At 72.9% G+C, this 26,854-nt stretch carries 31 protein-coding genes; 11 read left to right on the forward strand and 20 right to left on the reverse strand.

Annotation, left to right across the window (positions count from 1 at the left end; all coding sequences use genetic code 11):
- The first annotated feature begins 24 nt into the window (after positions 1-24).
- Positions 25-237, forward strand: coding sequence for a hypothetical protein (locus IE290_RS08870; protein ID WP_191244073.1), 213 nt, complete (start codon positions 25-27; stop codon positions 235-237).
- 56 nt (positions 238-293) lie between these two features.
- Here IE290_RS08870 and IE290_RS08875 read toward each other — a convergent pair whose 3' ends face one another.
- The 8 genes from IE290_RS08875 to IE290_RS08910 all read right to left on the reverse strand — a co-directional run bounded on the left by IE290_RS08875 (position 294) and on the right by IE290_RS08910 (position 8,637).
- Entirely contained in the window at positions 294-1,409 is a 1,116-nt protein-coding gene (locus IE290_RS08875) for a S1 family peptidase (RefSeq protein ID WP_191244074.1), read from the reverse strand.
- Between the two features lie 119 nt (positions 1,410-1,528).
- Positions 1,529-1,702, reverse strand: coding sequence for a hypothetical protein (locus IE290_RS37760; RefSeq protein ID WP_229874347.1), 174 nt, complete (start codon positions 1,700-1,702; stop codon positions 1,529-1,531).
- 98 nt (positions 1,703-1,800) lie between these two features.
- The gene (locus IE290_RS08885; RefSeq protein WP_191244075.1) at positions 1,801-3,012 is read right to left on the reverse strand and encodes an LCP family protein; all 1,212 of its coding nucleotides are present in this window, start codon (positions 3,010-3,012) and stop codon (positions 1,801-1,803) included.
- A gap of 291 nt (positions 3,013-3,303) precedes the next feature.
- Positions 3,304-3,474, reverse strand: a complete 171-nt coding sequence (locus tag IE290_RS08890; protein ID WP_191244076.1) for a hypothetical protein — start codon at positions 3,472-3,474, stop codon at positions 3,304-3,306.
- A 104-nt stretch (positions 3,475-3,578) separates the two neighbouring features.
- Entirely contained in the window at positions 3,579-5,897 is a 2,319-nt protein-coding gene (locus IE290_RS08895; protein ID WP_191244077.1) for an ATP-binding protein, read from the reverse strand.
- Positions 5,898-5,928: 31 nt separating this feature from the next.
- On the reverse strand, positions 5,929-6,942 hold the full coding sequence (locus IE290_RS08900; protein ID WP_191244078.1) for an alpha/beta fold hydrolase: 1,014 nt from the start codon (positions 6,940-6,942) through the stop codon (positions 5,929-5,931).
- A gap of 95 nt (positions 6,943-7,037) precedes the next feature.
- Positions 7,038-7,892: an SMP-30/gluconolactonase/LRE family protein gene (locus IE290_RS08905; protein WP_191244079.1), complete on the reverse strand. Its 855-nt coding sequence runs from the start codon at positions 7,890-7,892 to the stop codon at positions 7,038-7,040.
- Between the two features lie 7 nt (positions 7,893-7,899).
- Positions 7,900-8,637: a FadR/GntR family transcriptional regulator gene (locus IE290_RS08910; protein WP_191244080.1), complete on the reverse strand. Its 738-nt coding sequence runs from the start codon at positions 8,635-8,637 to the stop codon at positions 7,900-7,902.
- Between the two features lie 67 nt (positions 8,638-8,704).
- On the opposite strand from IE290_RS08910, the gene IE290_RS08915 reads away from it, so the two are divergent.
- Positions 8,705-9,073 carry a nuclear transport factor 2 family protein gene (locus IE290_RS08915; protein WP_191244081.1) on the forward strand — a complete coding sequence of 123 codons (369 nt, stop codon included), beginning with the start codon at positions 8,705-8,707 and terminating at the stop codon, positions 9,071-9,073.
- Between the two features lie 35 nt (positions 9,074-9,108).
- Here IE290_RS08915 and IE290_RS08920 read toward each other — a convergent pair whose 3' ends face one another.
- The gene (locus IE290_RS08920; protein WP_191244082.1) at positions 9,109-9,693 is read right to left on the reverse strand and encodes a TetR/AcrR family transcriptional regulator; all 585 of its coding nucleotides are present in this window, start codon (positions 9,691-9,693) and stop codon (positions 9,109-9,111) included.
- Positions 9,694-9,773: 80 nt separating this feature from the next.
- On the opposite strand from IE290_RS08920, the gene IE290_RS08925 reads away from it, so the two are divergent.
- A complete protein-coding gene (locus IE290_RS08925) occupies positions 9,774-10,529 on the forward strand; it encodes a class I SAM-dependent methyltransferase (RefSeq protein ID WP_229874486.1) in 756 nt (251 codons plus the stop codon).
- An 86-nt stretch (positions 10,530-10,615) separates the two neighbouring features.
- Here IE290_RS08925 and IE290_RS08930 read toward each other — a convergent pair whose 3' ends face one another.
- Positions 10,616-11,767: a DUF6923 family protein gene (locus tag IE290_RS08930; protein ID WP_191244084.1), complete on the reverse strand. Its 1,152-nt coding sequence runs from the start codon at positions 11,765-11,767 to the stop codon at positions 10,616-10,618.
- Positions 11,764-12,531 (reverse strand): bestrophin-like domain, encoded by a 768-nt coding sequence (locus IE290_RS08935; protein WP_191244085.1) that lies wholly within the window; start codon positions 12,529-12,531, stop codon positions 11,764-11,766. The genes IE290_RS08930 and IE290_RS08935 overlap by 4 nt, the downstream gene beginning before the upstream one ends.
- A gap of 612 nt (positions 12,532-13,143) precedes the next feature.
- On the opposite strand from IE290_RS08935, the gene IE290_RS08940 reads away from it, so the two are divergent.
- The 6 genes from IE290_RS08940 to IE290_RS08965 all read left to right on the forward strand — a co-directional run bounded on the left by IE290_RS08940 (position 13,144) and on the right by IE290_RS08965 (position 20,182).
- Complete coding sequence (locus tag IE290_RS08940; protein ID WP_229874348.1) at positions 13,144-14,559, forward strand: family 2B encapsulin nanocompartment shell protein; 1,416 nt, start codon at positions 13,144-13,146, stop codon at positions 14,557-14,559.
- A 39-nt stretch (positions 14,560-14,598) separates the two neighbouring features.
- The gene (locus IE290_RS08945) at positions 14,599-15,996 is read left to right on the forward strand and encodes a family 2B encapsulin nanocompartment shell protein (RefSeq protein ID WP_373300422.1); all 1,398 of its coding nucleotides are present in this window, start codon (positions 14,599-14,601) and stop codon (positions 15,994-15,996) included.
- Positions 15,993-17,024, forward strand: coding sequence for a family 2 encapsulin nanocompartment cargo protein polyprenyl transferase (locus IE290_RS08950; RefSeq protein ID WP_191244087.1), 1,032 nt, complete (start codon positions 15,993-15,995; stop codon positions 17,022-17,024). The genes IE290_RS08945 and IE290_RS08950 overlap by 4 nt, the downstream gene beginning before the upstream one ends.
- 137 nt (positions 17,025-17,161) lie before the next feature.
- Positions 17,162-18,439 carry a 4-hydroxy-3-methylbut-2-enyl diphosphate reductase gene (locus IE290_RS08955; protein WP_191244088.1) on the forward strand — a complete coding sequence of 426 codons (1,278 nt, stop codon included), beginning with the start codon at positions 17,162-17,164 and terminating at the stop codon, positions 18,437-18,439.
- Positions 18,436-19,533 (forward strand): flavodoxin-dependent (E)-4-hydroxy-3-methylbut-2-enyl-diphosphate synthase, encoded by a 1,098-nt coding sequence (gene ispG / locus IE290_RS08960; RefSeq protein WP_191244089.1) that lies wholly within the window; start codon positions 18,436-18,438, stop codon positions 19,531-19,533. Before IE290_RS08955 ends, ispG begins: the two co-directional genes overlap by 4 nt.
- Before the next feature lie 16 nt (positions 19,534-19,549).
- Positions 19,550-20,182 carry a pyridoxamine 5'-phosphate oxidase family protein gene (locus IE290_RS08965; protein ID WP_191244090.1) on the forward strand — a complete coding sequence of 211 codons (633 nt, stop codon included), beginning with the start codon at positions 19,550-19,552 and terminating at the stop codon, positions 20,180-20,182.
- A gap of 115 nt (positions 20,183-20,297) precedes the next feature.
- On the opposite strand, the gene IE290_RS08970 is transcribed toward IE290_RS08965, so the two are convergent.
- From IE290_RS08970 to IE290_RS09005, 8 genes are read right to left on the reverse strand one after another with little or no spacing between them, the layout of a single operon-like run.
- Complete coding sequence (locus IE290_RS08970; protein ID WP_191244091.1) at positions 20,298-20,474, reverse strand: hypothetical protein; 177 nt, start codon at positions 20,472-20,474, stop codon at positions 20,298-20,300.
- Positions 20,474-20,815: a DUF3140 domain-containing protein gene (locus IE290_RS08975; RefSeq protein ID WP_191244092.1), complete on the reverse strand. Its 342-nt coding sequence runs from the start codon at positions 20,813-20,815 to the stop codon at positions 20,474-20,476. Before IE290_RS08975 ends, IE290_RS08970 begins: the two co-directional genes overlap by 1 nt.
- A gap of 5 nt (positions 20,816-20,820) precedes the next feature.
- Entirely contained in the window at positions 20,821-21,039 is a 219-nt protein-coding gene (locus IE290_RS08980) for a DUF3618 domain-containing protein (RefSeq protein WP_191244093.1), read from the reverse strand.
- Positions 21,036-21,455: a phage holin family protein gene (locus tag IE290_RS08985; protein ID WP_191244094.1), complete on the reverse strand. Its 420-nt coding sequence runs from the start codon at positions 21,453-21,455 to the stop codon at positions 21,036-21,038. Before IE290_RS08985 ends, IE290_RS08980 begins: the two co-directional genes overlap by 4 nt.
- 53 nt (positions 21,456-21,508) lie before the next feature.
- A complete protein-coding gene (ctaD, locus tag IE290_RS08990) occupies positions 21,509-23,290 on the reverse strand; it encodes an aa3-type cytochrome oxidase subunit I (RefSeq protein WP_191244095.1) in 1,782 nt (593 codons plus the stop codon).
- Positions 23,291-23,348: 58 nt separating this feature from the next.
- Positions 23,349-24,065, reverse strand: a complete 717-nt coding sequence (locus IE290_RS08995) for a metallophosphoesterase family protein (protein WP_191244096.1) — start codon at positions 24,063-24,065, stop codon at positions 23,349-23,351.
- On the reverse strand, positions 24,062-24,322 hold the full coding sequence (locus IE290_RS09000; RefSeq protein WP_191244097.1) for a BON domain-containing protein: 261 nt from the start codon (positions 24,320-24,322) through the stop codon (positions 24,062-24,064). Before IE290_RS09000 ends, IE290_RS08995 begins: the two co-directional genes overlap by 4 nt.
- Positions 24,319-24,879: a nucleotidyltransferase family protein gene (locus IE290_RS09005; RefSeq protein ID WP_191244098.1), complete on the reverse strand. Its 561-nt coding sequence runs from the start codon at positions 24,877-24,879 to the stop codon at positions 24,319-24,321. Before IE290_RS09005 ends, IE290_RS09000 begins: the two co-directional genes overlap by 4 nt.
- 106 nt (positions 24,880-24,985) lie before the next feature.
- Between IE290_RS09005 and IE290_RS09010 the strand changes: the two genes are divergently transcribed.
- Positions 24,986-25,366 carry an ATP-binding protein gene (locus tag IE290_RS09010; protein ID WP_191244099.1) on the forward strand — a complete coding sequence of 127 codons (381 nt, stop codon included), beginning with the start codon at positions 24,986-24,988 and terminating at the stop codon, positions 25,364-25,366.
- 320 nt (positions 25,367-25,686) lie between these two features.
- Complete coding sequence (locus IE290_RS09015) at positions 25,687-26,061, forward strand: STAS domain-containing protein (protein WP_191244100.1); 375 nt, start codon at positions 25,687-25,689, stop codon at positions 26,059-26,061.
- Here IE290_RS09015 and IE290_RS09020 read toward each other — a convergent pair.
- The gene (locus IE290_RS09020) at positions 26,046-26,837 is read right to left on the reverse strand and encodes a PhzF family phenazine biosynthesis protein (RefSeq protein WP_191244101.1); all 792 of its coding nucleotides are present in this window, start codon (positions 26,835-26,837) and stop codon (positions 26,046-26,048) included. The two genes, IE290_RS09015 and IE290_RS09020, sit on opposite strands and share 16 nt — an antisense overlap.
- Positions 26,838-26,854 lie beyond the last annotated feature (17 nt).

Below are 26,854 nucleotides of genomic sequence, written 5' to 3' on the forward strand. Positions count from 1 at the left end.
GAAGGTCGCCCACACGGAGGAACGATGCCGCGGAGCAAGCACACCGGAAGGCACCGGCTCGGCACGCCGGGTCTGGTGCACTGCGTCATGCATCGCCCCGTGGCACTGGCGCTGGAGGAGTACCGGCGCACCTGGCTGACCGCCCTGCTGGTCCCGGCCAAGCACAGCCTCGCCGGCCTCAAGCGCCGCGCCCGCACGGCCGCCCTCGAACGCGCCTGGGCGCCCGCGACCACCTGACCCCGGACACCACGAGGCCCCCGCCCGGAGGCGACGGGGGCCGGTCGTCGTGCCGGTCAGCCGGTGACCAGCGTGAGCCCGTAGGCGGACAGGATCTCGTTCACCGGCTGGAAATAGGTGGTCCCGCCGCTGCGGCAGTCGCCGGACCCGCCGGAGGTCACGCCCTGCGCCTGGCTGCCGCTGACCCACGAGCCGCCCGAGTCGCCCGGCTCGGCGCACGCGCTGGTCTTGGTCAGGCCGGACACCGAACCCTCGGCGTAGTTGACGGTCTGGTTGGTGGCCTGGATGGTGCCGCAGTGCCAGCCGGTCGTCGACCCGGAGCGGCACACCGACGAGCCGACCGGGGCCGCGGTGTGCCCGGTGACCGTGACGTCCCCGTTGCCGTAACCGTCCACAATGGGCGAAGGCGTCCAGGACGAGGTGGTGCGGACGTAGCTGTAGTCGTTGCCGGGGAACGACGAGCCCTGGAACGCGCCCATCGCCGAGCCGTCCGGCGCGCTCACCGAGTCGCCCGCGCCGCCGCAGTGCCCGGCCGAGACGAACCCGCCCCGCACCGAGAACCCGATGGAGCAGCGGGCGGAACCGTTGATGTAGTAGGCGTCGCCGCCGACGATGTCCCCGGCGAACAGCCGCGGCACGCTGGTGGTCTCCTCGACCTGCACCGGGCCGGCGGCGCGGGCGCGGTCGAGGAAGCCCGACACCTCGGGGCTCTGGGCGCCGCGCACCACGGTCACCACCACGCGGTTGGCCCGCTCGTCGACGTACCAGCCGGTCACCTCGCGCGGCGCGGTGAGCCTGTCGAGGCTCGCCTTGGTGGCGTCCAGCGCCGACTCGGTGTGGGCGACCAGGGCGGTGTCGGCGCCGGTGGCCTCGACGGCGTCCGCGCGGGCGGCGTCGGTGATGCCGACGACCAGCCTGCCGGAAGCGGCGTCGTACCAGGCGCCGCCGAACGCCGGGCCGGCCGCGGCCCGCGCGGCGGGGGCGATGCTCGCGGCGGTGGCCTCCTGGGTCAGCCGGGTGCCGGCCTGCTCGGCGGTGAGCCCGAGGTCGCGCTGCATCGCCCCGAGCAGCGGCGAGGCGGGCGCGGCCGCGGCGACGGGCATCGTGCCGGCGAGCACGGAGCCGACGGCCAGCGCGGTGAGGCCGAGCGTCCGGAGGGGTGATCGCTTCATGGGGTGCCTTCCTTCGCTACCGGAGGGGACACGCGCAGTCTGCTGCCCGTCCGGACACTTCACACCCGCCGGAAGTAGGGTTGGGAATTTTCTCCCCCTGGTGGGCCAGTTCGACCGGACTAGCCGGAATACCGCCGCGCCAGGTCCCGGAGCCGGTGCGCGGCCTGGCCGGACATCGGCGCGCCGGCCGCGTCGCCGAGGTGCTCGATCTGCTCGGCGAGGCGCCGGTGTTCGCGGTGGGCGTGCTCGCGGCAGGGCAGGCAGGGGACACTTTCCGGGCGGGTGGAGGTCATCGCGCGGGGCACGCGCGCCGAGGCGACCAGGCCGCGCTGCGCGGGGGCCGGCGTGCGCGACGCCCCGTTCGACGTGGATGTGCGGGGCGGCCATCGCGTCAGTTCACGCAGCCAGACAGGTCCGTGCTGGGCGTCTGCGACACGGTGGCCGACGGGTTCCTGGTGGGGGCGCCCGCCGTCTCCGCGGCCTGCTTCGCCGCGCTCGTCGGTGTCGACGAGGTGCTGGTGGACGGCGCCGAGCGGCCGAGCAGGGCGTCGATGAAGTCGCGCACCTGCACCGGGTCGACCTTGACCGCGTCGCCGTCGTAGGGGGTCGCCAGGCTCAGGCTCTGCACCGGGATCGTGGCGAACGTGATCGCCCCCGCGCTCAGGCTGTGCATCTGCTCGGCGAAGGTCAGCACGTCCCAGCCCTGGTCGATCACCACCGACTGCTGCACCGCGTCGATGAGCGCGGACAGCCTGACCGGGTTGGCGAGCGTCCCGGCGCCGAGCACCACCTGGGCCATCCCGGACAAGAACGCCTGCTGGCGCGCGATCCGGCCCAGGTCGCCGTCCGGCAGGCCGTGCCGCTGCCGCACGAACGCCAGCGCCTGCGCCCCGGACAGGGTCTGCTCCCCCGCCGGGAAGTTCGCGCCCGAGTAGCTGTCGTGCACCGGCTCCTTCAGGCACACCGGCACCCCGCCGACGGCGTTGCTGAGCGCGAAGAACCCGGCCAGGTTCACCGCCGCGTAGTGGTTGATCGTCAGGCCGGTGAAGTCCTCGACCGTCTCTATCGCCGTCCGCGCGCCCGCCGCCGACGCCGCGCGCTCCAGCGCGGCCCCGGTCAGGCCCTGCTCGCGCAGCGTGTCCAGCGCCGCCTGCTTGCCGTAGGTGTACGCCGAGTTGATCTTGTGCTTGCCGTGGCCGCCGGCGATCTGGACGTAGGAGTCGCGCGGGATCGAGATGGCCGTCGCGGACCCGCCGCCGGCCTGGATGTGCACCACGATCATCGTGTCGGTGGTGTCGCCGCCGTCCTCGGCGTCCCCGGCGTGCAACTGGTCGAGCACGTTCTGCGGCAGCGGGTTGCCCTGCACGTCGGTGCGCGAGTCGAGGCCGACCAGCAGGATGTTCTGGTCCACCGACAGGCTGGCCCGGCCGCTGGGCACCTGGGCGGACGGCGCGATCACGTCCGCGGTGGCGAGTCCGGTGTCCAGCCGGGACAGCTGGGTCCAGGCGTAGCCGGTGCCGCCGAGCACGAGCAGCGACGCCAGTCCCACCGCGGTGTACGCCACGGGGCGCCAGCGTTGACCCCGCGCGGGGGCGGTGGTCACTCCCCGTCTGCGCAGCACCCCGGTTTCCCTTCGGATTTCACTCGATCCAGCTAACACCAGGATCCACGAGAAATCTGACAGTTTGCTGTGAAATCACCGGCCGCGGCCGGTGAACTTCTGGCCACGACAAAAGCCGCCCCGGCGTGCGGGGCGGCTTTCGCGTGGAGTTGGAGTGAGCGCGGCGGGGTGCCGGAGTTTGCGGGCAGGCTGGGCACGACCCGCCGCGCTCGACCGGCCGGCACGCGAGGGGGAGGGCGGCGCCGGACGGCTGGACTGTGGTGGGACCGGGGGTCAGGAAGCCGTCGAGGTGGCCCCGGCCGACTGCGCGAGCGCCCAGGACGGCGGACCGCACTGCGGCCGCCAGGTGCCCAGGTGCACCCACTGCCGTCCCCAGCTGTATCCGGCGAGCACCACCTGGCGGTGGCACCGCGGGCAGGGCTGCGGCGGCGAATCGACCTTCATGACCACCCCTTCCGGTGTTCTCGGCTCCGGTCGCGAATACCAGAGTGCCTCGGATCGGGGGCCGGGGAACCGGGAGTCCTACGCATCTGGGTACGTAGACCGGGCTACGTACCGTCCCCGGAGCCGGCGCGCTGCTCGGTCAGCCAGGCCGCGATCTGGGCGCGCGAGGTGAACCCCAGCTTGGTCAGGATGTTCTCCACGTGCGTCTCGGCGGTGCGCTGCGCGATGACCAGCCGGGCGGCGATCTGCTTGTTGCTCAGCCCCTCGGCGACCAGTTCGGCGATCTCGCGCTCGCGGCGGGTCAGCCCGCCGGGCAGGCTCTCCCGGCCCCGCCGCGGCGCGCGCGGTCCGCCCGGCTTCTCCGCCAGCGCGTACGCGATCGCCTCGTCGACGCCGAACCCGCTGGTCGCGCCGAACGCCGCGGTGTAGCCGGCGTCGCCGAGCGCCTCCCGGGCCCGCGCCTCGCACTCCTCTTCGAACTGCCGGTACGGCCCGGTGTCGGCGACCCCGGCGCCGCTGATCCGCCAGATCGCGCGGGACGCGCCGAGCAGCCCGGCGGCCCGTTCGTGCTCCCCCGCCGCGCCCGCGCACCAGGCCAGCGCGGTCAGCGTGAACGCCAGCTGGGTGCGGTCGGTCTGGCGCATCGCGATGGCCTCGCGCAGCAGCGCCGACGCGCGGCGGTGGTCGCCCCGGCGCCAGGTGTTGATCGCCACCGCCCACAACGCGTAGGCCTTGGACCAGTCGGCCTGCCGTTCCTCGCACTGCGCCAGCGCGGCTTCGGCCACCGTCAGGCCCTCGGGGTCGTCCAGGAAGAACAGCGCCGCGGCCAGCAGGATCCGCGTGTTGCACGCCTGCGGCTCGTCACCGGTGCGCAGGAACCCGTCCAGGGCCTGTTCCAGCAGCTCGCGGCCGCGCACCAGGTCGCCGAGGAACATCGAGCCCATCCCCGCGCACTGGGCCCAGCCGGCGCGCAGGGTGTCGTCGTCCAAGGCCTCGGCCAGCTCGCGCAGCTCGGCGAGCATCGCGCGAGCCGGCTCCTCGTCGCCGATCTGAGCCGCCACGAACGCCGCGCCCTGGAGCGCGCGGGCGTGGGCCGGGGTGTCGCGCGCGGTGTCCTGGGCCAGCGACGCCCGCAGCCAGCGGTAGCCCTCGCGCACGTAGCCGCCGGCGAACCAGTAGTCCCACAGCGGCCCGGTGATCTCGGCGGCGCGGCAGGTGCCCTCCGGGCCGCCGCCGACGCAGTGTTCCAGCGCGACGCGGATGTTCGGCTGCTCGCGCCGCATCCGGTCGACCCAGTCCAGCTGGCGCGGGCCGAAGCTCTCGTTCCGGTAGCGCCGGGCCAGCCGGACGCAGTAGTCCACCAGGCGCGCCCGCACCACGTCCGCGCGGCCGGACAGCACGAGCTTGACGTGCCCGTACTCGCGGACCGTCTCCAGCATCCCGTACCACGCCGCCCGCCCGAAGGTGCCGTCCCGGCGGACCACGATCGACTTGTCCACCATGCCGGCGATCAGGTCGAGCACCTCGTCCGAGCCGATGCCGACCGCGGCGCACACCGCCTCGGCGGCTTCCAGGTCGAAGCCGCCGGCGAACACCGACACCGCCGACCACACCGCCTGCTCGGCGCGGCTGCACAGGTCGTAGCTCCACCCGATCGCCGCTTCCAGCGTCTGCTGGCGGTCCGGCGCGGTGCGGCTGCCGTCGGTGAGCAGCCGGAACCGGTCGTCCAGGCGCTGCAGCAGCTGCTCGAGCGAGAGCACCCGCAGCCGCACCGCGGCCAGCTCCAGCGCGAGCGGGATGCCGTCCAGGCGGCGGCAGATGCGGATCACCGTGTCCCGGTTGGACGCGTCCACGGTGAACCCGGGCACCACGGCGGCGGCGCGCTCGGCGAACAGCGTCACCGCCTCGACCGCGGGCTCCCCCTCCGACGGCACCGGCAGCGGCGGCACGACCAGCACCTGCTCCCCGTCGGCGCGCAGCAGTTGCCGGCTGGTGGCCAGCACCCGCACCGACGAGGTGGCCGAGAGCAGCTTGGCGATCAGCACCGCGCACGCGTCCAGCACGTGCTCGCAGTTGTCCAGCACCAGCAGCACGCGCTGGTTCTCCAGGAACTCGGCGAGCCCGCCCACCTGGGCGCCCGCCTCGTCGGTCAGGCCGAGCGTGGTGGCGATCGTGTGGGCCAGCAGGGCGGGATCGCGCAGCTCGGCCAGCGGCACGAACCACACGCCGTCCGGGAACGCCCGCCGCAGGTCGGCGGCCGCGCGCAGGGCCAGCCGGGTCTTGCCGACGCCACCCACCCCGGTCAGCGTCACCAGCCGGGCCGAGGCCAGCAGGCGGCGGGTTTCGGCGAGCTCGCGGCGCCGTCCCACGAAACTGGTCAGCTCGCTGGGAAGGTTGCCGGCGCCCCGCGACACGTCGGGCATCACCCGATTCTATGCCTCGGTTCCTCCCTGATCAGGCGATGCGACGGCGGCCGTGCCGCCGCAGCAGGCCCACCAGGTGGGCGTTGACCTGCTCGGGGTGCTCCAGCGGGAAGGCGTGCCCGGCGTCGGGCAGGACCACCAGTTCGGCGCCGGGGACCGCCCGCGCGATCGCCTCGCTGTTCGACGGCGGCGTGACCACGTCGTCCGACCCGGCCAGCACGAGGCAGTCGACGCGGTCCAGCGCGGCCAGCGCGGCGGTCTTGTCGTGCACGCGGAACTGGGGGAAGAAGTCGGCCAGGACCTCCAGCGGCGTCTGCCCGATCTGCTCGACCAGGAACTCGGCCACGTGCGGCGGGACCTCGGAGGCGAACGCGTGCCGGGGCACGACCGCGCCGGTCAGCTCGCGCACCGGGCCGGACAGGACGCGGGCCCGCCGCAGCAGCGCCAGCGCCCACGGGGTGACCCAGTGCAGCGCGCGCATCCCGTGGCGGGGCAGGCCGAGGTCGCCGAGCACCGGCTCGGCGCTGGTGGCGAGCAGCGCGGCGGCGGCGACGCGGGTGCCGAACAGCTCCGGCTCCTGCTCGGCCAGCGCCATGATCGTCATGCCGCCCATCGAGTGGCCGACCAGGATCACCGGACCGCGGGACGCGGTCTGGTCGAGCACCGCGCGCAGGTCGCGGCCGAGCTGGTCGACGGTCGCGTGGGCGGCCGGGCCGCGCCGGGAGCGCCCGTGCCCGCGCTGGTCCCAGATCACCACCCGGGCGTGACGGGCGAGCTCACGGACCTGGAAGCACCAGCTCGCGCTGGACAGGGCGTAGCCGTGGCACAGCACGACGGTGACCGGGGCGTGCGGATCACCGAAGACCTCGGCGTGCAGTTGGACGCCGTCGTCGGCGACGACAGTCCGGGGCTCGCCGCGGTCGTGGGTGACCGGGACGGTGCGGGCCGCGGGGCCGGCCAGTCCCCCGGTGGCGGCGCGCAGCGCGGTCCGGGTCAGCACGAGCCCGGCCGTCAGGCCCAGCTCCACCGCCTTCACCGCGCGCATGTCACTCCTCCAGTAGGCAAACCACGACACGATGACCTTGCCCGGTCGTGGCCGGACCCGGGCACCGGGAAAGTACGTACGCCAGTACCGAGATGTCAGCAGCCGGAATAGCGGTGGGCGGGCAGCCCGCGCACCCCGGGCCGCAGCCGGAACAGCGACCCCGCCTCGGGCTGGGTGCCCTCTTCGACGCCCTGCCGGGAGGTCGTCACGTACAGCTCGGCCAAGTCCGGTCCGCCGAAGGCGCACGCGGTGACCTGGGTGACCGGGAACCGCGCGCGGGCCACCTGCTCGCCGTCCGGGGTGTAGCAGTGCACGGCGCCGCCGCCCCACAGCGCGACCCAGAAGTTGCCCTCGGCGTCGACGGTGAGGCCGTCCGGCGAGCCCGCCTCGGCCGGGATCGTGACCACCGGGCGGCGGTGGGTGAGCCCGGCCGCGGCGGTGTAGTCGAAGGCGTCGATCCGGCCGGTGGGGGTGTCGACGTAGTAGGCGGTGCCCCCGTCCGGGCTCCAGGCCAGGCCGTTGGAGATGGTGACGCCGGTGAGCACCGTGGTGACCGAGCCGTCCGGGTCCAGCCGGTACAGGGCGCCGGCGCCCGGGGTCTCGGCGTAGGCCATCGAACCGCAGTAGAACCGGCCGTCGGGATCGCAGCCGCCGTCGTTCATCCGGATCCCGGGATCGGTCCACACCTCCCCCAGCGGACGCACCTCGGTGAGCGCGGCGTCAGCGAGGGCGAACCCGCGCTCCAGCGCGAGGACCACTCCGCCGGCGGCGCCGGGCCGCAGGGCCGCCGCGACCGCGCCGACGTGGTGGCGGCGGACCTCACCGCCGTCCAGTTCCAGCACGTCCCCGGCGAGCATGTCGACCCACCGCACGCCCGGCCACTCCGGCGCCCACACCGGCCCTTCGCCGTGCGCGGCCACCGGCCCGGTCACCTGGTCAGGAGTGGACACCACTGGGTCAGTCCCCCTCGGTCCGCATCCGCCCCACGGCGTCGGTGGTGGTCTCGATCAGCCGCCGCATCGCCCGCGCGGCCGCGGTGGGGCGGCGGGCGCGCACCGCGACGAGCACCGCCTGGTGCAGGGGCAGCGTCGCGGCCACCCCGCCCGGCGCGTGCGAGCTGGCGGCCAGTCCGTGGTGCAGGCTCGCCTCCAGCAGCCGGCCCAGCTGCTCGACGAGCTGGTTGCCGCTCGCGCGCAGCAGGGTCAGGTGGAAGGTGAGGTCGGCCTCGACGAAGGCGTCGGCGTCCGCGTCGTCCCGGCCGGCCTCCTCGGCCATCCGGGCGCAGGCGTCCTCCAGCACGGCGAGCTGCTCCTCGGTCGCGCGCTCGGCGGCCAGCCGCGCCGCGCCGGGCTCGACCATGAGCCGCAGCTCGAGCAGGTCGCGCAGGAACGCCGCGTCGGAGAGCTGGCCGTGCCAGCTGATCACCTCGCGGTCCATCAGGTTCCACTGCTCGCGCGGCAGCACCCGGGTGCCCAGCCGGGGCCGCGGTTCGACCAGCCCCTTGGCGGCCAGCGCCTTGACCGCCTCACGCACCCCGCCGCGGCTCACGTTCAGCTGGGCCGCCAGGTCGGCTTCGTTGGGCAGCTGGCTACCGTGGCCGAGTTCGCCCGACACGATGCGCCGCCCCAGCCACTCGACGACCTGGCCGTGGAGGGTGCGGTGGCGCCCCAGCGGCCCGGCCTGACTCCTGCTCACGGAGCAATCCTCGAATCATTGATCCATAAAGTCAACGCGCCCGGCGGACCGGATAGGGTGTCCGATCATGGATGCGCGCGAGTTCACCGAAGCCTGGGTCACCGCCTGGAACGCCCACGACCTGGACGCCCTGCTGTCGCACTTCACCGAGGACGTGGTGTTCACCTCGCCGGTGGCGGCGCAGCTGACCGGCTCCGCGGTGATCCGCGGCAAGGACGCCCTGCGCGCGTACTGGAGCGAAGGCCTGCGGCGGATCCCCGATCTGCGGTTCGAGGTGGTCGGCGTCTACTCCGGTGTGGACACCCTGGTCATCAACTACCGCAACCAGAAGGGCGGCCTGGTCAGCGAGGTGCTGCACTTCGACGGCCCGCTGGTCCGCGAGGGACACGGCACCTACCTCGGCGACGACGACAACCCGGCCGGCGCCACCGCCTAGTGGTGACGTGAAGACCTGCATCACTCTGGCTCGAGTCAGAGCAGGCGCCGCTGCACGACGTCCGCGATGACGGTTTCCACCACGCGGCCGACGTCACCGCGAGCCGGGCGACCCGCGCGGTCGGCGAAGAGCAGGTGCCCGGAGCCGATCAGCGCGAGCGCGAGTGAGTCCACATCGGCGTCGGCGGCGATGCGACCCTGCGCGCGCTCCTCGGTGAGGTAGCCGGCGAGCATGGCGGTCGCCTCGGCGAGGACCGGGATGCCGCGCCCGAGCCGGGCGCGCAGCTCGTCGCGGAAGATCACCAGGCCGACGATCGCGACGGCGACCGGGTCGAACAGCTCGGTCAGGGCCGCGGTGAGGTTGCCGGTCACGGTGCCGGTGCCGGCCGACGCGCGCAGGGTCACGCTCTGGTCCTCGACGCGCTTGATCCGGTCCTGGACGAGTTCGGCGAGGAAGGCGTCGAAGTCGGCGAAGTGCCGGTGCAGCACGCCCTTGGCGACACCCGCCTCGGCGGTGACCGCGCGGCTGGTGAGCGCGCTCGCCCCGTCGCGGAGCAGGACGCGCTCGGCGGCGTCGAACAGCTGCTGGCGCGCGTCGCGGATGTGCACCCCGGTTGGCATGGCGACCATTGTCCCCGTTGCCGTTGTGGGCGCTTGCCCACTAAGGTGGGCGCATGCCCACTTCGCACCAGGCCCGTGAGATGGCCGAGTCGTTCGGGGTCGACGCCGAGCGCTACGACCGCGCCCGGCCGTCGTATCCCGCCGCGCTGATCGACCGCGTCGTCGCCACCAGTCCCGGGCCGGCGGTGCTCGACGTGGGCTGCGGCACCGGTATCGAGGCCCGCCAGTTCCAGGCGGCCGGCTGCCGGGTGCTCGGCGTCGACCCGGACGCGCGGATGGCGGAGTTCGCGCGGCGCACCGGCGTCGAGGTCGAGGTGGCCACGTTCGAGGCGTGGGACCCGGCCGGCCGCCAGTTCGACGCGGTGGTCGCGGGGCAGGCGTGGCACTGGGTGGACCCGGACGCGGGCGCGGTCAAGGCGGGGCAGGTGCTGCGCCCGGGCGGGCTGCTGGCGGTGTTCGCGCACGTCTTCGACCCGCCGCCCGCGGTGGCGGAGGTCTTCGCCGAGGTCTTCCGCCGGGTGGTGCCCGACTCGCCGTTCGCCGGGCAGCCGGTGCGCGACGCGGTCGAGATGCACCGGGCCGGCTTCGAACGGTTCGCCGAGAGCATCCGCGCGGCGGGGACGTTCGCCGAACCGCTGCACTGGCGGTTCGACTGGGAGCGGACCTACACCCGGGACGAGTGGCTGGACCTGCTGCCCACCACCGGCGGCCTGACCCGCCTCCCGGCCGCGAGCCAGGCGGAGATCCTGACCGCGGTCGGCGCCGCGATCGACGAGTCCGGCGGCGCGTTCACGAAGACGTTCACCACGCTGGCGGTGGCCGCCGTGCGGACCTAGGTGTACTTGGCCGTCAGGTTGGTGGCAGGCGGCCGGCGGGTGGGTGCCCGCCGAGTTCGTTGTGGCGGCGTTGAGTGTTGTAGCGCTCACCGGCTCAGCCGCCGCACCGCGATCCCCGCGCCGAGGATCAGCACCAGCACGGTGAACGACCACCCGCGCTTCTCCTCGGTGCGCTCCCGGGTGGACACCTGCTCCACCGGCTTCTTCGTGGTCACCGGGCGCCGGGGGCCGGTGGTGGACGGCGGTGGCGGGGTGACCTTCTCAGGCGGCGGTTCCGGTGTCGTCACCGGCCGCGGCGGCGGGCTCGGCACCGGTGGCGGGGGCGGCACCGGGGATGGCGGGGGTGGCGGCACGGCCGCGGCCGGAGCGGGGACCGGTGGTGGCGGTGGTGGCGGCACCGGGGTCGGCGACGGCGCCGGAGGTGGTGGCGGGGGCGGTGGTGGCGCCGGGGCCCGCAGGCATCCCGCGGCGTCCGATCCGGACAGTGGCGCACCGGAGGACACCTGCACGGCCGGGCCGTCCCGGTCCACCCGGAACGTGCGGCTGCGGCCGCCGCTGCGGTTCGCCGTCACGTACAGGGTCTCCCCCGCCGCCACGACCGAGCCGTAGGCCGTTGCCGCGGGCAGCACCGGCCCGGGCACCGGGTGCGTGAACCCGGACAGCGGGTCGATCCGGACGACCCGTCCGGTGAACGGCCAGGTGCTGGTCACCGCGTAGAGCCGGCCTTCGGCGAAGTCGAAGTCGTCGATCCCGGAGGTGAACGGCTCCGGCCACAACTCGACACCGCGCACCGCCGACAGGTACCCGTCGCTGGCCGGGTCCACGTCGATCACGTACAGGTCCTCGTCCCGCTTGACGTACCAACGGTTTCCGAACACCGCGCCGGCGGTGGCGCGGTCCAGGCCGCGGCGGTCCGTCGTGCGGACCGGGCCGAGCGGGGTCAGCTCGCCGTCCCGGCCCACGGTGACCGCCGTGCCGTCGCGCGTGAGGCCGTAGACCTTGTCCTGGCCCCGCGCGTAGCCGAGCGCGTTGACCTGCACCTCGAGCGCGGTCCGGCTCTCCACCGCGCCGGAGGGCAGCCGCACCAGTTCCACTGTGGAGGGTCCGCCCGGCGTGGTGTTGACGACCCGCAGGACCGTGCAGGCGGGAGCCGGGGCCGCGGCGGCCGGCGTGACCGGCAACGACACCGCCAGCACGGCCGCGGCCGCCAGCACCCGGGCCGTCCGCCACAGCTTCACCGCAGCCGCTCGATCGCCTGGCTGAACGCGTCCGGCCCGACCTTCGACCCGCCCGCGAACGGGTTCTGCATCTGGAAGATCGCGAACAGCAGCAGGGTCGTCGCCGCCGCGAGGGTGGACACGATCACGATGTGCGTCAGCGACTTCGTGCCCCCGAAGAGGTTGGGCAGCAACACGAAGATCACGCTGCCGCCGATCAGCACGAACCACACCACCATGCCGACGTTGTTGTCCTGCACGGCGTTGAGCCGGGCCTGCCGCTCCTTGAACACGTCCAGCAGTGAGTCGGCGACCTCGGTCTTGCGGTTGGTCAGCCAGTCGTCGTCGCCGGGGACCTCGGCGCCGTCGACCACCGCGCGCATCCGGTCCAGCTGGTCCCAGCCCTCCTCGGGCAGCGGCCCGCCGTCGCGCATGCGCGGCCACTCCCGGTTCACCACGGTGTCCGCGTAGCCCGCGGCCAGCTCGCGGATCTCGGTGCGCGCCGGCTCGGGCAGCGCGTCGGCCGCCCACGACGCGGCGACCAGGCTCTGCGCCTCGGAGTACGACCCGTCCCGCACGGTGCTCGCCGCGTCGAACAACGAGATCAGCACGAACGCGATCACCGCGGCGTGCAGGCCGCCGACGATCGTGAACGCCTGGCCGGCCGCGTCGTTGTTGTCCGGTCGGCCTTCGTCCAGACCGTAACGGCGCACCAGGTAGGCGATGAGCGCGCCGAGCCCGACGGCGCCCACCACCCACAGCGAACCGGCCACGTAGACATTCATCGGTTGTGCCTCCCGAACGGGAAAAGAACGTGCGCCCACGCTAGGCGCCGCCCGATGCGGGCGGCAAGATCGGTTCCGTTCTTTCAGCCCGACGGAATAGGACGGATTATTCCCGGTCACTTGTTCGGAGCAGCCGGGCCGCATTTTCCGGAAATCGCGACCCTGTTGCCGGCGGGCCAACGCGCGCCCGGGCGGCGCACTGGGCCGACCGGGCGAGTTCCGGTCACCGGTGGTCACTCCACGCCGGACCGGAGGCGGATTTCCTTGGCGTGCAAGGCCATGGGTGTCCGGATGACGGGAAGATTGGGCCCGTTCGGAGCAGTGCGGCGAAGAGGCGGAAGCGGGCTGACGAGCGGTTCACACCGTCGGGACCGGCCACATTGGGCAGCCCGGGTGATCACCGTTCAACCCGCTCTACCGTGAGTTTTCCGGAACCGCCGAACGTGTGGTTGTCCAGGAATTGTCATCACGGCGCGCCACGGACGAGTGACTGTACGGCTCCGCGAACCCGGTGCTAACGTCGCTCCCGCCGGCCGAGAAAAAAGGCGCCAGTTCGCCGGATCATCATTCCCAATTCGCGAATCGGCTTTTCGACGATTGGTGGTATTTGCCGTGACTGTGACCGACCCCGCCGTGCCCGATCTGGACAACGGCAGCCCGCGACAGAGCCTGAGCACCCAGGCCGCGCGGAACCTGGCGACCACGACCAAATCCGTCCCGCAGATGCAGGCCATCACCTCGCGGTGGCTGCTGCGCCTGCTGCCGTGGGTGGAGGCCTCCGGTGGCGCCTACCGGGTCAACCGCCGGCTGTCCTACGCCGTCGGCGACGGCCGCGTGACCTTCGTGACGACCGCCGGGAACATCGAGGTGATCCCGGCCGAACTCGGCGAGCTGCCGATCCTGCGCGGCTTCACCGACCAGGAGGTGCTCGCCGCGCTGGCGAGCCGGTTCGAGCAGCGCGAGTACGAGCCCGGCGACGTGATCGTCGAGTTCGGCAGTGCCTCCGACCAGGCCTTCCTCATCGCCCACGGCAAGGTAAGCAAGGTCGGCCCCGGCGAGTACGGCGACTTCACCAACCTCGGCGTGCTCGCCAACGGCGACCACTTCGGCGACGACTCGCTCCTGGACGACTCGAGCATCTGGGAGTACACGGTCAAGGCCGTCACCTCCTGCACCGTGCTGGTACTCGAACAGCGCGGCTTCGACGAGCTGCTGGAACAGTCCGAGGCGCTGCGCGAGCAGATCGAGCTGTTCCGCGCCCGGAAACTGGCCGACGGCAACGAATACGGCGAAGCCAGCATCGAACTGTCCTCCGGGCACAGCGGTGAGCCGGAGCTGCCCGGCACCTTCGTCGACTACGAGCTGTCCCCGCGCGAGTACGAGCTCAGCGTCGCCCAGACCGTCCTGCGCGTGCACAGCCGGGTCGCCGACCTCTACAACCAGCCGATGAACCAGACCGAGCAGCAGCTGCGGCTGACCATCGAGGCGCTGCGCGAGCGGCAGGAATCCGAACTGCTGAACAACAAGGAGTTCGGGCTGCTGCACAACGCCGACGTCAAGCAGCGGCTGCACACCCGCACCGGCCCGCCCACCCCCGACGACATGGACGAGCTGCTCGGCGCGGTGTGGAAGGAGCCGGCGTTCTTCCTGGCCCACCCCAAGGCGATCGCGGCGTTCGGGCGCGAGTGCAACACCCGCGGCATCTACCCGGCCGGCGTGGAGTTCAACGGCCACCACGTGCCGTCCTGGCGCGGCGTGCCGATCCTGCCGTCCAACAAGATCCCGGTGTCGGAGACGCGCACCAGCTCGATCCTGCTGATGCGGGTGGGCGAGCAGAACCAGGGCGTGATCGGGCTGCACCAGACCGGGCTGCCGGACGAGGTCGAGCCCGGGCTGTCGGTGCGGTTCATGGGCATCAACGAGAAGGCGATCATCTCCTACCTGGTGTCGGCGTACTTCTCGGCGGCGGTGCTGGTGCCGGACGCGCTGGCCGTGCTGGAGAAGGTGGAGATCGGCCGGGAGAGCTGACCAGGAGACCCGCGAGCGAACGAGGGGTGGTTGGGTCCGTTGACCGTAACCCTGCAGACCTTCCAGCACACCGAGACCCGGCTGAGCCTGGGCACGGCGGCGGCCCGCAAGCTGGCCACCACCACCAAGTCCGTCCCGCAGAACCAGGCCGTCACCAGCCGGTGGCTGCTGAGCCTGCTGCCGTGGGAGGAGACCGAGGCCGGCACCTACCGGGTCAACCGGCGCCTGACGTGCGTCGCCGGGCAGGGCCGGGTGGCGTTCACCGTGGAGGCGGGCCGGATCCGGGTGGTGCCGGCCAGCCTCACCGAACTGCCGCTGTTCCGCGGTTTCGACGACCACCTCGTGCTCACCGCGCTGGCCGGCCGGCTCGAGCAGCGCGAGTACCGGGCCGGGGAGATGATCGTCACCGCGGGCGCGCCGACCGAGGAGGCGCTGCTCGTCGCGCACGGCAAGGTGAGCAAGCTCGGCCGCGGCGACTACGGCGACCCGGTCACGCTCGGGGTGCTCGCCGACGGCGACTACCTCGGGCAGCAGGTGCTCGCCGCCTCGCCGGAGCCGTGGGCCTACAGCGTCCGGGCCGAGACGCCGGTGACCGTGCTCGCCCTGCCGCAGCGGGACGTGCTGGCGCTGCTGGACACCTCGCCGGAGCTGCGGTCCCATGTGGACGAACTGCGGCGGGGTTCCCAGCTGGCGCAGAACAAGCACGGGGAGGCGAACATCGAGCTGGCCTCCGGGCACACCGGGGAACCGGTGCTGCCGGCCACGTTCGTCGACTACGACCTGCGTCCGCGCGAGTACGAACTCGGGGTGGCGCAGACGATCCTGCGGGTGCACACCCGCGTGGCCGACCTCTACAACCAGCCGATGGACCAGACGCGGCAGCAGCTGCGGGTGACGCTGGAGGCGCTGCGCGAACGGCAGGAGTCCGAACTGCTGAACAACCCCGAGTTCGGCCTGCTGCACAACGCGGACCTGAGCCAGCGCCTGCACACGCGCACCGGGCCGCCGACACCGGACGACCTGGACGAGCTGTTGTGCCGCCGGCGCAAGACGAAGCTGTTCCTGGCCCACCCGAAGGCGATCGCGGCGTTCGGGCGCCAGTGCTCGGCGCGCGGGCTCGCGCCGGAGAGCACCGAAGTGGACGGTCACGTGGTCACCACCTGGCGCGGGGTGCCGATCTTCCCGAGCGACAAGATCCCGGTGTCGCCGACCGGGACGACGTCGATCCTGGCGATGCGCACCGGCCTGGACAGCCAGGGCGTGATCGGGCTGCGCCAGACCGGTCTGCCGGACGAGGCCGAGCCCGGGGTGACCGTGCGGTTCATGGGGATCGACGCGCGCGCCATCGTGTCCTACCTGGTCACCGCCTACTTCTCGGTGGCGGTGCTGGTGCCGGACGCGCTCGGCGTGCTGGAGCACGTGGAGGTCGGGCGATGACGGAGACGGTGGCCGGATCGCGGACCGCGCGCGAGGTCCTGGCGTGGAGCCGGGGATGCGTGGATCCGGCGTTGCGCGCGGCGGTGGCGCAGCTGCCGGAGTCGATGCGCCCGCTGGCGGCCTACCACTTCGGGTGGGCGGACGAGACGGGCGCGCCGGCCTCGGCGGGCAGCGGCAAGGCGGTGCGGCCGGCGCTGGTGCTGTTGTCGGCGCGGGCGGTCGGCGAGTGGGGGCCGGCGCTGCCCTGTGCGGTGGCGGTCGAGCTGGTGCACAACTTCTCGCTGCTGCACGACGACGTCATGGACGGCGACGAGACGCGACGGCACCGGCCGACGGTGTGGAAGCTGTTCGGCACGGGGGCGGCGATCCTGGCCGGGGACAGCCTGCTGGCGGCGGCGTCGGAGGCGCTGGCCGCGAGCGGGCACCCGGCGGCGCGGGAGGCGTTGCGGATCCTGGGCGCGGCGGTGCAGGACCTGATCGAGGGCCAGAGCGCGGACCTGGCGTTCGAGCAGCGCTCCGACGTCGGGCTGGCCGAGTGCCGGACGATGGCCGAGGGCAAGACCGGGGCGCTGCTCGGGTGCGCGTGCGCACTGGGCGCGTTGCTCGGCGGGGGTACGCCCGAGCAGGTCGCGCACCTGCGGCGGTTCGGGGAGGCGGCCGGGCTGGCGTTCCAGATGGCCGACGACCTGCTCGGCATCTGGGGCGACCCGGCGGCGACCGGGAAGCCGGTGTTCTCGGACCTGCGCAACCGCAAGAAGTCGCTGCCGGTGGTGGCGGCGCTGACGTCGGGCACCGAGGCGGGCCGGGAGCTGGCGTCGCTGTACGCGAGACCCGGCGAGCTGGCCGGCGCCGACCTGGTGCGGGCCGCGCGGCTGGTCGACCAGGCCGGCGGCCGCGAGTGGACCCGCACCGAGGCGGCGGCGCTGCGGGAGCGGGCCCTGACCCACCTGCACGCGGCGGTGCCGGACCCGAGGGGCGCGGCGGAGCTGGAGGCCCTGGCGGCGCTGCTCACGGACCGGGACCGCTGACGGCGGAGGCGCTGCCGTGGCGGCCCGGGCGTACGGCGGTGCCGTGGCGGCGCGACGGTACCGCGGCCGTGCGGCGGCGTAGCGGCGGTGCCCAAACCGCCCCACCTCACCCCCAGAACCCCTCGAACGGAGAAACCATGTCCTTCACCGCAGCGCAGAGCATCCTCGCCGCGCATCATCGTGGCCGGCCGGGGCCTGGGGAGGTTCTCGTGGCCGACGAGTTGCTCTGGGCGGACCGTCCGTCGATCCGGTGTCCCGGCGGGGGCCTGCTCGAGGGCGAGCTACGCCGCCGCGGGGTCGCCACCGCCCGTGGGCCCCTCTACGTCGACACCGACCACGCCGCCGCGGTCGCCCTGCGGGCCGTGCTTCCCGCCGCCCGCGGGCCGGCCGGTCTGGGCGTCGCGGCCACCGGGCAGGCGTCCTCCACGACCGCGGCCGCCGTCAGCGCAGCCATGGCCGCCGTGCTCGCCGTCGCGGGGCGGCCGCGGTCGGTGCTGCTCGCCGCGCCGCGGTCGTTCTGCGCGGGCGTCGAACGGGCCATCGAGATCGTCGAACGCCTGCTCGCCCAGCGCGGCGGGCCGATCTACGTGCGCAAGGAGATCGTCCACAACCGGCACGTCGTCGACGGCCTCCGCGCGCGGGGCGCGGTCTTCGTCGACGAGCTGGACGCCGTGCCGCGGGGAGCGACCGTCGTGTTCTCCGCGCACGGCGTCTCCCCCGCCGTGCGCGCCGAGGCGGACCGGCGGCGGCTCAAGGTCGTCGACGCCACCTGCCCCCTGGTCACCAAGGTCCACGCCGAAGCACGCCGCTTCGCCGGGCAGGGCGACACCGTCCTGCTCATCGGCCACGCCGGGCACGAGGAGGTCGAGGGCACCCTCGGCGAGGCGCCCGAGCGCACCATCCTGGTGCAGTCGGTCGAGGAGGCCCGCCGGGTGCGCGTGCCCGACCCCGGCCGCGTCACCTACCTGACCCAGACCACCCTCAGCGTCGACGAGACCGCCGAGGTGATCACCGAGCTGCGCAACCGCTTCCCCGCGCTGCGCGGCCCGGCCTCCGACGACATCTGCTACGCCACCACCAACCGGCAGGACGCGCTGCGCTCCATCGCCCGGGACACCGACGTGGTGCTGGTGGTGGGGTCGCGGAACTCGTCGAACTCGCTGCGCCTGGTCGAGCTGGCCGAACGCACGGGCACCCCCGCGCACCTGATCGACGACGCGCGCGACATCCGGCCGGAGTGGCTGTCCGGGGTGGAACGGATCGGGCTGACCGCGGGCGCGTCAGCGCCGCCGGGGCTGGTCGACTCGGTGGTCGCCGCGCTCGGCGGCCTCGGCCCTCTCACCGTGGGCGAACGGGAGACCACCCGCGAGTCGATCCACTTCACCCTCCCCGCCGCGGTGCGGAGGCAGTCGTGACCGCGGTGGCGCTGGGCGTGCCGGAAGTGCCCGCGCCGCGCCGGAAATCCCGGCAGGTGCACGTCGGCGACGTGCCGGTGGGCGGCGGGGCGCCGGTGTCGGTGCAGTCGATGACCACCACGGTCACCGCCGACGTCGACGCCACCCTGCGCCAGATCGCCGAGCTGACCGCGGCCGGCTGTCAGATCGTCCGGGTCGCGGTGCCCAGCTCCGACGACGCCGAGGCGCTGCCCCGGATCGCGGCGAAATCGGCGATCCCGGTGGTGGCGGACATCCACTTCCAGCCGAAGTACGTCTTCGCCGCGATCGACGCCGGGTGCGCCGCGGTGCGCGTCAACCCGGGCAACATCCGTAAGTTCGACGACAAGGTCGGCGAGATCGCCCGCGCCGCCGCCGACCGCGACATCCCGATCCGCATCGGGGTCAACGCCGGCTCCCTGGACCCGCGGCTGCTGGACAAGCACGGCAAGGCGACCCCGGAGGCGCTGGTCGAATCGGCGCTGTGGGAGTGCTCGCTCTTCGAGGAGCACGGGTTCACCGACCTGAAGATCTCGGTGAAGCACCACGACCCGCTGGTGATGATCGAGGCCTACCGGCGGCTCGCGCGGCGCTGCGACTACCCGCTGCACCTGGGCGTCACCGAGGCCGGGCCGGCGTTCCAGGGCACGATCAAGTCCGCGGTCGCGTTCGGGGTGCTGCTGCACGAGGGCATCGGCGACACGATCCGCGTGTCGCTGTCCGCGCCACCGGTCGAAGAAGTCAAGGTCGGCACGCAGATCCTGGAGTCGCTGGGGCTGCGGCCGCGGCGGCTGGAGATCGTGTCGTGCCCCTCGTGCGGCCGGGCGCAGGTGGACGTCTACCGGCTCGCGGAACGGGTGACCGCCGCGTTCGAGGGGTTCCCGGTGCCGCTGCGCGTCGCGGTGATGGGGTGCGTGGTGAACGGGCCGGGCGAGGCGCGGGAGGCCGACATCGGGGTGTCCTCCGGGAACGGGAAGGGGCAGATCTTCGTCCAGGGCGAGGTCGTGACGACGGTGCCGGAGAGCCGGATCGTGGAGACGCTGCTGGACGTGGCGCTCGAGCGGTTCCCGGGGTGAGCGCTAGCCTGCGGGCATGGAAGTCACCGGGGTGACCGAGGTGGCCGACGAGGACGAGCTGCGCGAGCTGACCGGGCACCCGCTGCCGGCGGCGGTGCACAAACAGCGGGCGGCGCTGCACGAGCTGGACCGGCAGTGGCTGGCGCTGTCGCCGTTCTGCCTGATCGCGACGGCCGGCGCGGACGGCCGCTGCGACGTGTCCCCCAAGGGCGACCCGGCCGGGTTCACGCTGGTCCTGGACGACCGCACGATCGCGGTGCCGGAGCGGCCGGGCAACCGGCGGGCCGACGGGTTCCGCAACATCCTCGCCAACCCGCACGTCGGGCTGCTGTACTTCATCCCGGGGCGCGGGGACACGCTGCGGATCAACGGCCGCGCGCGGCTGGTGCGGGACGCGCCGTTCTTCGACCGGATGGTGGTGCGGGGGCACCGGCCGCGGCTGGCGATCGTGGTGGAGATCGAGGAGGTGTTCCACCACTGCTCCAAGGCGTTCCTGCGGTCGAAGCTGTGGCAGGCGGAGACGTGGGCGCCCGGGGAGATGGCGCCGCGCGCGGTGATCGCCAAGACGCTGGAGCGGAAGGACGCGTCGCTGGCGGAGCTGGAGCGCTACTACGACGGCCAGGAGTACGCGAAGAAGCTCTACACCTGAGCGGCGCGAGTTCGTCCGGCGTGTTCGCCGCTCCCCGCGTTGGTCACTCCGGGGTCTCGCGCGCGAGACGGCCCGTGGCGCCGCCCCACGGGTGACACCACGAGCCGCCCGAGAACTACTGCCCCTCGGGCCGGCCGCCGGCCAAGGGGACGTCCGGGTCGTCGTCCGCGGGGGGCTCCGGGTCGCGCCACTCCTCGGCGCGGCTGGAGCGGTTGCCCTGCAACGTGCCACGCAGTTCGGCCTTCAGTGCGTCGTCCTCGCGGGGGTTGTGCTTCTCACTGCCGCGTTCCATCAGCCGGCCCCTTTCAGCGGGTCGTGCCCGATCGTCATCAGGCGGTGGCGCCAGTTCTCCTGGCCGGCCGTCGGCTCGAGGTCGTCCCGCCGTTCGGCGTGCACCTTCTCCACCACCTTGCGCATGACGCGCTCGTCGTCCTCGGTGAGGTCCGTCCGGCGCTTGCCGAGGATCTCCAGGACGTGCTGCCCGGTCTTCGTGCCGGCCTGGTCCGGCAGCTCCTCGCTGTCCGTCCCCGCCGAGCGGACCCGCAGCCAGTCCCCCAGCTCACGCGAGGTCATGTTCACCACGCGGTGGAACTCGTCCCACAGTGCTTCGTCCACATGCGACCGCGTCGCCATTCGTGTCACCTCCGGGCGGAAAGCCTTCGCACGATCACGAAGACCAGCAGCAGGATCCCGAACCCGGCACCGGCGCCGAGCGCGATCCGTTGCGTCGTGTGCGCGGTCTCCTTGACCTTCGCGGCCAGGGCCTCGGCGGTCTCGCCCAGCTCCTGGCGCGTCAGCTCCAGATCGAGCCGCGCCTGTTCGGCGTCGTGCGGGAAAGTGTCCTTCTTCGTCGTCATCGGCGCATACCCTCCCGCAGCGCGGCCACGTCCTTGGGCACCCCGGACACCGCCTCCTGCGGCACCGGCGGCACGGCCCCCGACAGCTGCTTCTTGCCGATCAGCCCGGCCAGGCCACCGATCACCAGCAGCGCGCCACCGATGATCAGCGCCGCGGCCCACGCCGGCATCACCAGGGCCAGCGCCAGCACGGCCGCGGCGATCAACGTCGCCGCCCCGAACACCGCGAGGACCCCGGCCGCGCCGGCCAGGCCCGCGCCGGTGCCGGCCCGCTTGCCCTTGCGCCGCAGCTCCTCGGCGGCCAGCCGCATCTCGTCCCGGACCAGCCGCTGGACCTGCTGCGACATGTCCTGGACGAGCTGACCGATCGACCGGTCGTCGACCGCGGTGGACCCGCGGCCCGTGCTCTCAGTCATGCCTCGCCTCCCTCGGGGTAGCTCGTAGTCCGGCTACCCCCGGGCGGGAAGCGCTAATCGTGCGCGGTCGGCGAGCCGCCCTCGGTGATCTGCTCGGTGGCCTTCTCCGACGGCGTCTTCGTGGCCTCCGAATGCGGGATGGTCTTGCCGGTGAGGGTGATGTGCCCTTCGTCGTGCAGCCTCTCCACCAGGTGCGGGTAGTGCAGCTCGAACGCCGGCCGCTCGGACCGGATCCGCGGCAGCTCGGTGAAGTTGTGCCGCGGCGGCGGGCACGACGTGGCCCACTCCAGCGAGTTGCCGTAGCCCCACGGATCGTCCACTTCAACCGGATCCCCGAACCGGTAGCTGCGCACCACGTTGTAGATGAACGGCAGCATCGAGGCGCCCAGGATGAACGCGCCGATCGTGGAGATCGTGTTCAGCACGGTGAACCCGTCGCTGTCCAGGTAGTCGGCGTAGCGGCGCGGCATGCCCTCGTCACCCAGCCAGTGCTGCACCAGGAACGTGGTGTGGAACCCGACGAACGTCGTCCAGAAGTGCAGCTTGCCGAGTCTCTCGTCGAGCATCCGCCCGGTCATCTTGGGATACCAGAAGTAGATCCCGGCGAAGGTCGCGAACACGATCGTGCCGAACAGCACGTAGTGGAAGTGCGCCACCACGAAGTAGCTGTCGGTGATGTGGAAGTCCAGCGGCGGTGAGGCCAGGATGACCCCCGTCAGCCCGCCCAGCAGGAACGTGACCATGAACCCGACCGACCACAGCATCGGGGTCTCGAAGGTGAGCTGCCCCTTCCACATCGTGCCGATCCAGTTGAAGAACTTGATGCCGGTCGGGACCGCGATGAAGAACGTCATGATCGAGAAGAACGGCAGCAGCACCGCGCCGGTGGCGAACATGTGGTGCGCCCACACCACGAACGACAACGCCGTGATGCCCATCGTCGCGAACACCATCAGCCGGTAGCCGAACAGGGGTTTCCGGCTGAACACCGGGACGATCTCGGTGATGATCCCGAAGTAGGGCAGCGCGATGATGTAGACCTCGGGGTGGCCGAAGAACCAGAACAGGTGCTGCCACAGGATCGCGCCCCCGTTCGCGGGGTCGAACGCGTGGGCACCGATCAGCCGGTCGGCCAGCAGCCCGAACAGCGCCGCGGTCAGGATCGGGAACACCGCGAGTACCAGCACGCTGGTGAACAGGATGTTCCAGGTGAAGATCGGCATCCGCCACATGGTCATGCCCGGGCAGCGCAGGGTGACGATCGTGGTCAGCATGTTCACCGCGCCGAGGATCGTGCCCAGACCGGACACGATCAGGCCCATGATCCACAGGTTGCCGCCGATGCCGGGCGAGTGCATCGCGTCGGACAGCGGCGCGTAGGCGGTCCAGCCGAAGTCGGCGGCGCCGCCCGGGGTGAGGAACGAGGACAGCACCATCGTCCCGCCGAACAGGAACAGCCAGTAGGAAAAGGCGTTCAACCGCGGGAACGCCACGTCCGGCGAGCCGATCTGCAACGGCAGGATCAGGTTGGCGAACGCGAACACGTTGGGCGTCGCGTAGAGCAGCAGCATGATCGCGCCGTGCATGGTGAACAGCTGGTTGTACTGCTCCGGCGACAGGAACTGCATGCCGGGCCGCGCCAGCTCGGCCCGCATGAGCAGCGCGAGCGCCCCGCCGATGACGAAGAAGCCCAGCGAGGTGTACAGGTACATCTGGCCGATCAGCTTGTGATCGGTCGTCTTCGCCATCTTCACCAGCAGGCTGCCCTTGCGGTGCCTGGCCGGCAGCTCGTACCGGTTGCCCAGGACGATGGGGCGTGCCTTCAGCTCCGTCATGCGCCCTCCCCGGGTGCCGAGTGGACGAACCCAGAGTGCTCCCGATCACACCGGGGAATCAAGTCCCGAGCCCGTAAGTGGCATAGGCGCTGCGGATGACCGGCTGGGCGACGTTGCGCACCCGCACCCCGCCCGGGGTCACCCCCTGTTCGCAGCCGAAGTGCGCGTGGCCGTGGATCGCCAGGTCGGCGCCGCATTCGTCGATCACCTCACCGAGCTGGTAGGACCCGAGGAACGGGTAGATCTCCGGCGGCTCCCCGCGCAGGGTCTCCGGAATGGGTGAATAGTGGGTCAGCGCGATCCGGTGGTCGACGTCGTCGAGTTCCATCATCGCGGCGCGCAGCGCGTCCGACCGGTCGATGCTGTGCTCGACGAACGCCTTCATCTCGCGCTCGCCGAACGCGCTGGCGCACTTGCCGGCGAACCCGCCGCCGAAGCCCTTCACGCCGGCCACGCCCAGGGTCTGGCCGTCGATCTCCAGCCGCGTGGAGGCGCCCTCCAGCACCTGGATGCCGTGGTCGGACAGCAGCTTGGTGATCTCGTCCTGCCGGTCGCTGTGGTAGTCGTGGTTGCCCAGCACGGCCACCACGGGCCGGTCCAGGCCGCCGAACTCGTCGGCCACCACCTCGGCCTCCTCCAGCGCGCCGTGCCGGGTCAGGTCGCCGGCCAGCAGCAGCACGTCGGCCAGGTCGGCCAGGTGCTCCAGGGCGGGGCGCAGCAGGCCCCGCGCGTCCTCGCCGAGGTGCACGTCCCCGACGGCCGCCACGCGGATCACCGCAGGTCCTCCCTCCGGGCCGGTTCGCGGGTGTCGGCCACCCGCACGTCGTTGTGCACCCGCACGCCGGGCGCGACCTCGTGCAGCACGGTCTCCAGCTCGGTGCGCCGCTGGTCGCAGGTCACCTCCCCGGACAGGTGCACGTCGTCGCCGCGGACGTTGACCCGGACGCCCATCTCGGCCGTCCGGGGGTCCTCGGCCAGCGCGCGGCGCAGGTGGGCCGCGCGGTATTGGGGTGTCTCGTGCTCGGGGGTCATGACGCGGTTCCTTCGACCTCGACGACGTCCAGCGAGTCCAGCAGCGTCAGGAACGCCTGCGCGTACGGGGACTCGGCGGTCTCCTTCGCCACCCGCTCCCAGTCCACCTGCTCCCGCAGGTCGCGGGCGATGTGCAGGAGCGGGGCGAAATCGCAGCGGTGCGCGTCGAGGACGAGCAGCTTGTCGATCATGATGTCGCTGCCGTTGAGCACCGGCGCGATGGTCGGGCCGATGCGCATCACGTCGGAGCGGCTCAGCGTCTCGTCGGTGACCGGGCGGTAGTTGGGCCGGAAGATCAGGTCGACCAGCACGTCGCCGTCCCAGACCTTGCTCAGCCAGTCCTCCGGCGGGTCCTCCGCGCGCATGCCCTCCTCGACCAGGGCGGCAGCGGCCGCGGGGACGTCCTTCTCCTTGAGGAACACGTCCACGTCGTGGTCGGAGGGCGGACCACCCCGGGCGTAGACGGCGCAGCCGCCGGCCACCGTGAACGGGATTTCCCGAGCCGTCAGCGTGGTGACCACCTTGGTCAGCGTGCGCAGCAACGACTGCTCGTCCATGCCCCGCCGGGTACCCGGGCCCCACCGGGGCAAACGGCGGGCGTTTCACGTCCGGGTGGCCGGGTATGTCCCGTCCCGTTCGCCGACGTTGGGAGCGATCGGGGCGATGCGCCGCAGTACCGAGCTGAGGCTGCCGCGGACACTGGACGCGGCCCGCCGGGCGCGCCGGTTCACCGCCGAGGTGTGCGCGAAGTGGCGGGTGCCCGGGCTGGCGCCGGACGCGGCCGTGATCGTCACCGAGCTGGTGGAGAACACGCTGCGGCACACCGGCGCGGCGCCCCGGCTCGAACTGGAGCTGCACCGGGACAACCTGCACGGGAACGAGCTGACGGTGAAGGTCACCGACGACGACCCGCGCGAGGCGGTCATCCGGGAAAGCGGCTACCCGCCCGGGCTGGGGTTGCTGCTGGTGGCGCAGACGTCGGAGCAGTGGGGATGCCGCCGGGAGCCCACCGGCGGCAAGACGGTGTGGGCGACCGTGCGGTGAGCGGCGGCCGGCGGTGCGGGACCACCGCTGTCCCGCACCGCCGGTGCACCCACCACGGCCGGCCCAGGCGGCGACCGCGGGCGGAAGCCGTGCCGCGCCGGCCCGGACCGGATACCCGGCACGATCGTCGCCAACCGGATGACCCGGGTTGCCAACGGCCGCGACAGGTCCGTACCGTCGGTGGTGAGCGGTTGAGGGACCAGCCGTGCCGGGAACGGACACACCCGGCTTTGAGCTTTCGAATGGTGCGCCGTTTCGGATCTTGGACGCGAGTGTGTGACCGTCCCCGCTGTGCTCACCACAACCCGGGGAGACCACCCGTGTACGAAGCTCACGAACTGCGCATCGACCTCACCGACCTCGGCGACGGCATCCGGCTGGCCCGTCTCACCGGTGAACTCGACCTCGTCGCCGCGCCCGCGCTGCGCGACTTCCTGACCGGCTGCCTCGACGACGGCCGGACGTTCATCCTCGACCTCGAGGCGGTCACCTTCCTCGGCTCGGCCGGCCTGCAGGCCCTGGTCGACGCCAACGAGGCCGCCACGGAGCGCGACGTGCGGTGGGCGCTGGCCGGCAGCCACCGGGTGGTCGTCCGCCCGCTGGAGGTCACCGGCCTGCAGGACCAGTTGCCGCTCTACCCGAGCGTCACCGTGGCGGCCCGGCACCTCGCCGAAGCCGCTCACGTGGCCGGCTGAGGCACCCACCGCCCGGCGACCACGGTCACGGCCCGTCCGCCGACGCGGACCGCCTCGTCCCGGACCTCCACCTCGAGGCGGCCGCGGCGCGCGGAGGCTTGGACAGCGGTGAGCCGGTCGCGTCCCAGCCGCCGCGCCCACAGCGGCCCGAGGACGGCGTGTGCCGAGCCGGTGACGTGGTCCTCGCCCAGGCCGAGCGCGGGCGCGAAGTTGCGGGAGGTGAAGTCCGCCCGGTCCCCGCCCGCGGCGGTCACCAGCACCCGGCCGACCGGCAGGTCGCGGATCCGCCCCAGGTCGGGGCGCACCGCTTCGACCTGGCCGCGCGAGCCGACCACGACCACGAATTCGGTGCCGTTGCCGCCCACCCAGACCGCCTCGGTCAGTCCGAGCGCGTCCAGCACCGGCCCGGCGTCCGCCGTCTCGGGAACGTCGACCGGCGCGAACTCGAGCCGGATCAGGCCGCCCGCATTCGACACCGGCAGCGGGCCGGCGCCGGTCTGGAAGACCAGCCGCTCGCCTCGCGGCACGCGCCCGGTCTCGTACAGGACGTGCGCCGCGGCGAGGGTGGCGTGACCGCACAGCGGGAGCTCGGTGACCGGCGTGAACCAGCGCAACCGCCGCTCGTGCAGGAACGCCGTGGCGGGCTGGTTCAGCTCGGCCGCGACGCGGCGCATCCACGCCTCGCCCACCGGCTCGTCCAGCACGCACACCGCCGCCGGGTTGCCACCGAACTCGCGGTCAGTGAAGGCGTCGACCAGGAACAACTGCGGGTTCACGCCGCTCGAAGCTACTC

The organism is Amycolatopsis deserti (genome assembly GCF_014653945.1).
GTDB lineage: Bacteria > Actinomycetota > Actinomycetes > Mycobacteriales > Pseudonocardiaceae > Amycolatopsis_E > Amycolatopsis_E deserti.

What these genes read in the sequence shown, in the direction of transcription:
- IE290_RS08870 (WP_191244073.1), top strand. Translation starts at nt 25, where the DNA reads ATGCCGCGGAGCAAGCACACCGGAAGGCACCGGCTCGGCACGCCGGGT.
- IE290_RS08875 (WP_191244074.1), bottom strand. Translation starts at nt 1,409, where the DNA reads ATGAAGCGATCACCCCTCCGGACGCTCGGCCTCACCGCGCTGGCCGTC.
- IE290_RS37760 (WP_229874347.1), bottom strand. Translation starts at nt 1,702, where the DNA reads ATGACCTCCACCCGCCCGGAAAGTGTCCCCTGCCTGCCCTGCCGCGAG.
- IE290_RS08890 (WP_191244076.1), bottom strand. Translation starts at nt 3,474, where the DNA reads ATGAAGGTCGATTCGCCGCCGCAGCCCTGCCCGCGGTGCCACCGCCAG.
- IE290_RS08895 (WP_191244077.1), bottom strand. Translation starts at nt 5,897, where the DNA reads ATGCCCGACGTGTCGCGGGGCGCCGGCAACCTTCCCAGCGAGCTGACC.
- IE290_RS08900 (WP_191244078.1), bottom strand. Translation starts at nt 6,942, where the DNA reads ATGCGCGCGGTGAAGGCGGTGGAGCTGGGCCTGACGGCCGGGCTCGTG.
- IE290_RS08915 (WP_191244081.1), top strand. Translation starts at nt 8,705, where the DNA reads ATGGATGCGCGCGAGTTCACCGAAGCCTGGGTCACCGCCTGGAACGCC.
- IE290_RS08920 (WP_191244082.1), bottom strand. Translation starts at nt 9,693, where the DNA reads ATGCCAACCGGGGTGCACATCCGCGACGCGCGCCAGCAGCTGTTCGAC.
- IE290_RS08925 (WP_229874486.1), top strand. Translation starts at nt 9,774, where the DNA reads ATGGCCGAGTCGTTCGGGGTCGACGCCGAGCGCTACGACCGCGCCCGG.
- IE290_RS08935 (WP_191244085.1), bottom strand. Translation starts at nt 12,531, where the DNA reads ATGAATGTCTACGTGGCCGGTTCGCTGTGGGTGGTGGGCGCCGTCGGG.
- IE290_RS08950 (WP_191244087.1), top strand. Translation starts at nt 15,993, where the DNA reads ATGACGGAGACGGTGGCCGGATCGCGGACCGCGCGCGAGGTCCTGGCG.
- IE290_RS08955 (WP_191244088.1), top strand. Translation starts at nt 17,162, where the DNA reads ATGTCCTTCACCGCAGCGCAGAGCATCCTCGCCGCGCATCATCGTGGC.
- IE290_RS08965 (WP_191244090.1), top strand. Translation starts at nt 19,550, where the DNA reads ATGGAAGTCACCGGGGTGACCGAGGTGGCCGACGAGGACGAGCTGCGC.
- IE290_RS08970 (WP_191244091.1), bottom strand. Translation starts at nt 20,474, where the DNA reads ATGGAACGCGGCAGTGAGAAGCACAACCCCCGCGAGGACGACGCACTG.
- IE290_RS08975 (WP_191244092.1), bottom strand. Translation starts at nt 20,815, where the DNA reads ATGGCGACGCGGTCGCATGTGGACGAAGCACTGTGGGACGAGTTCCAC.
- IE290_RS08980 (WP_191244093.1), bottom strand. Translation starts at nt 21,039, where the DNA reads ATGACGACGAAGAAGGACACTTTCCCGCACGACGCCGAACAGGCGCGG.
- IE290_RS08985 (WP_191244094.1), bottom strand. Translation starts at nt 21,455, where the DNA reads ATGACTGAGAGCACGGGCCGCGGGTCCACCGCGGTCGACGACCGGTCG.
- ctaD (WP_191244095.1), bottom strand. Translation starts at nt 23,290, where the DNA reads ATGACGGAGCTGAAGGCACGCCCCATCGTCCTGGGCAACCGGTACGAG.
- IE290_RS09000 (WP_191244097.1), bottom strand. Translation starts at nt 24,322, where the DNA reads ATGACCCCCGAGCACGAGACACCCCAATACCGCGCGGCCCACCTGCGC.
- IE290_RS09005 (WP_191244098.1), bottom strand. Translation starts at nt 24,879, where the DNA reads ATGGACGAGCAGTCGTTGCTGCGCACGCTGACCAAGGTGGTCACCACG.
- IE290_RS09010 (WP_191244099.1), top strand. Translation starts at nt 24,986, where the DNA reads ATGCGCCGCAGTACCGAGCTGAGGCTGCCGCGGACACTGGACGCGGCC.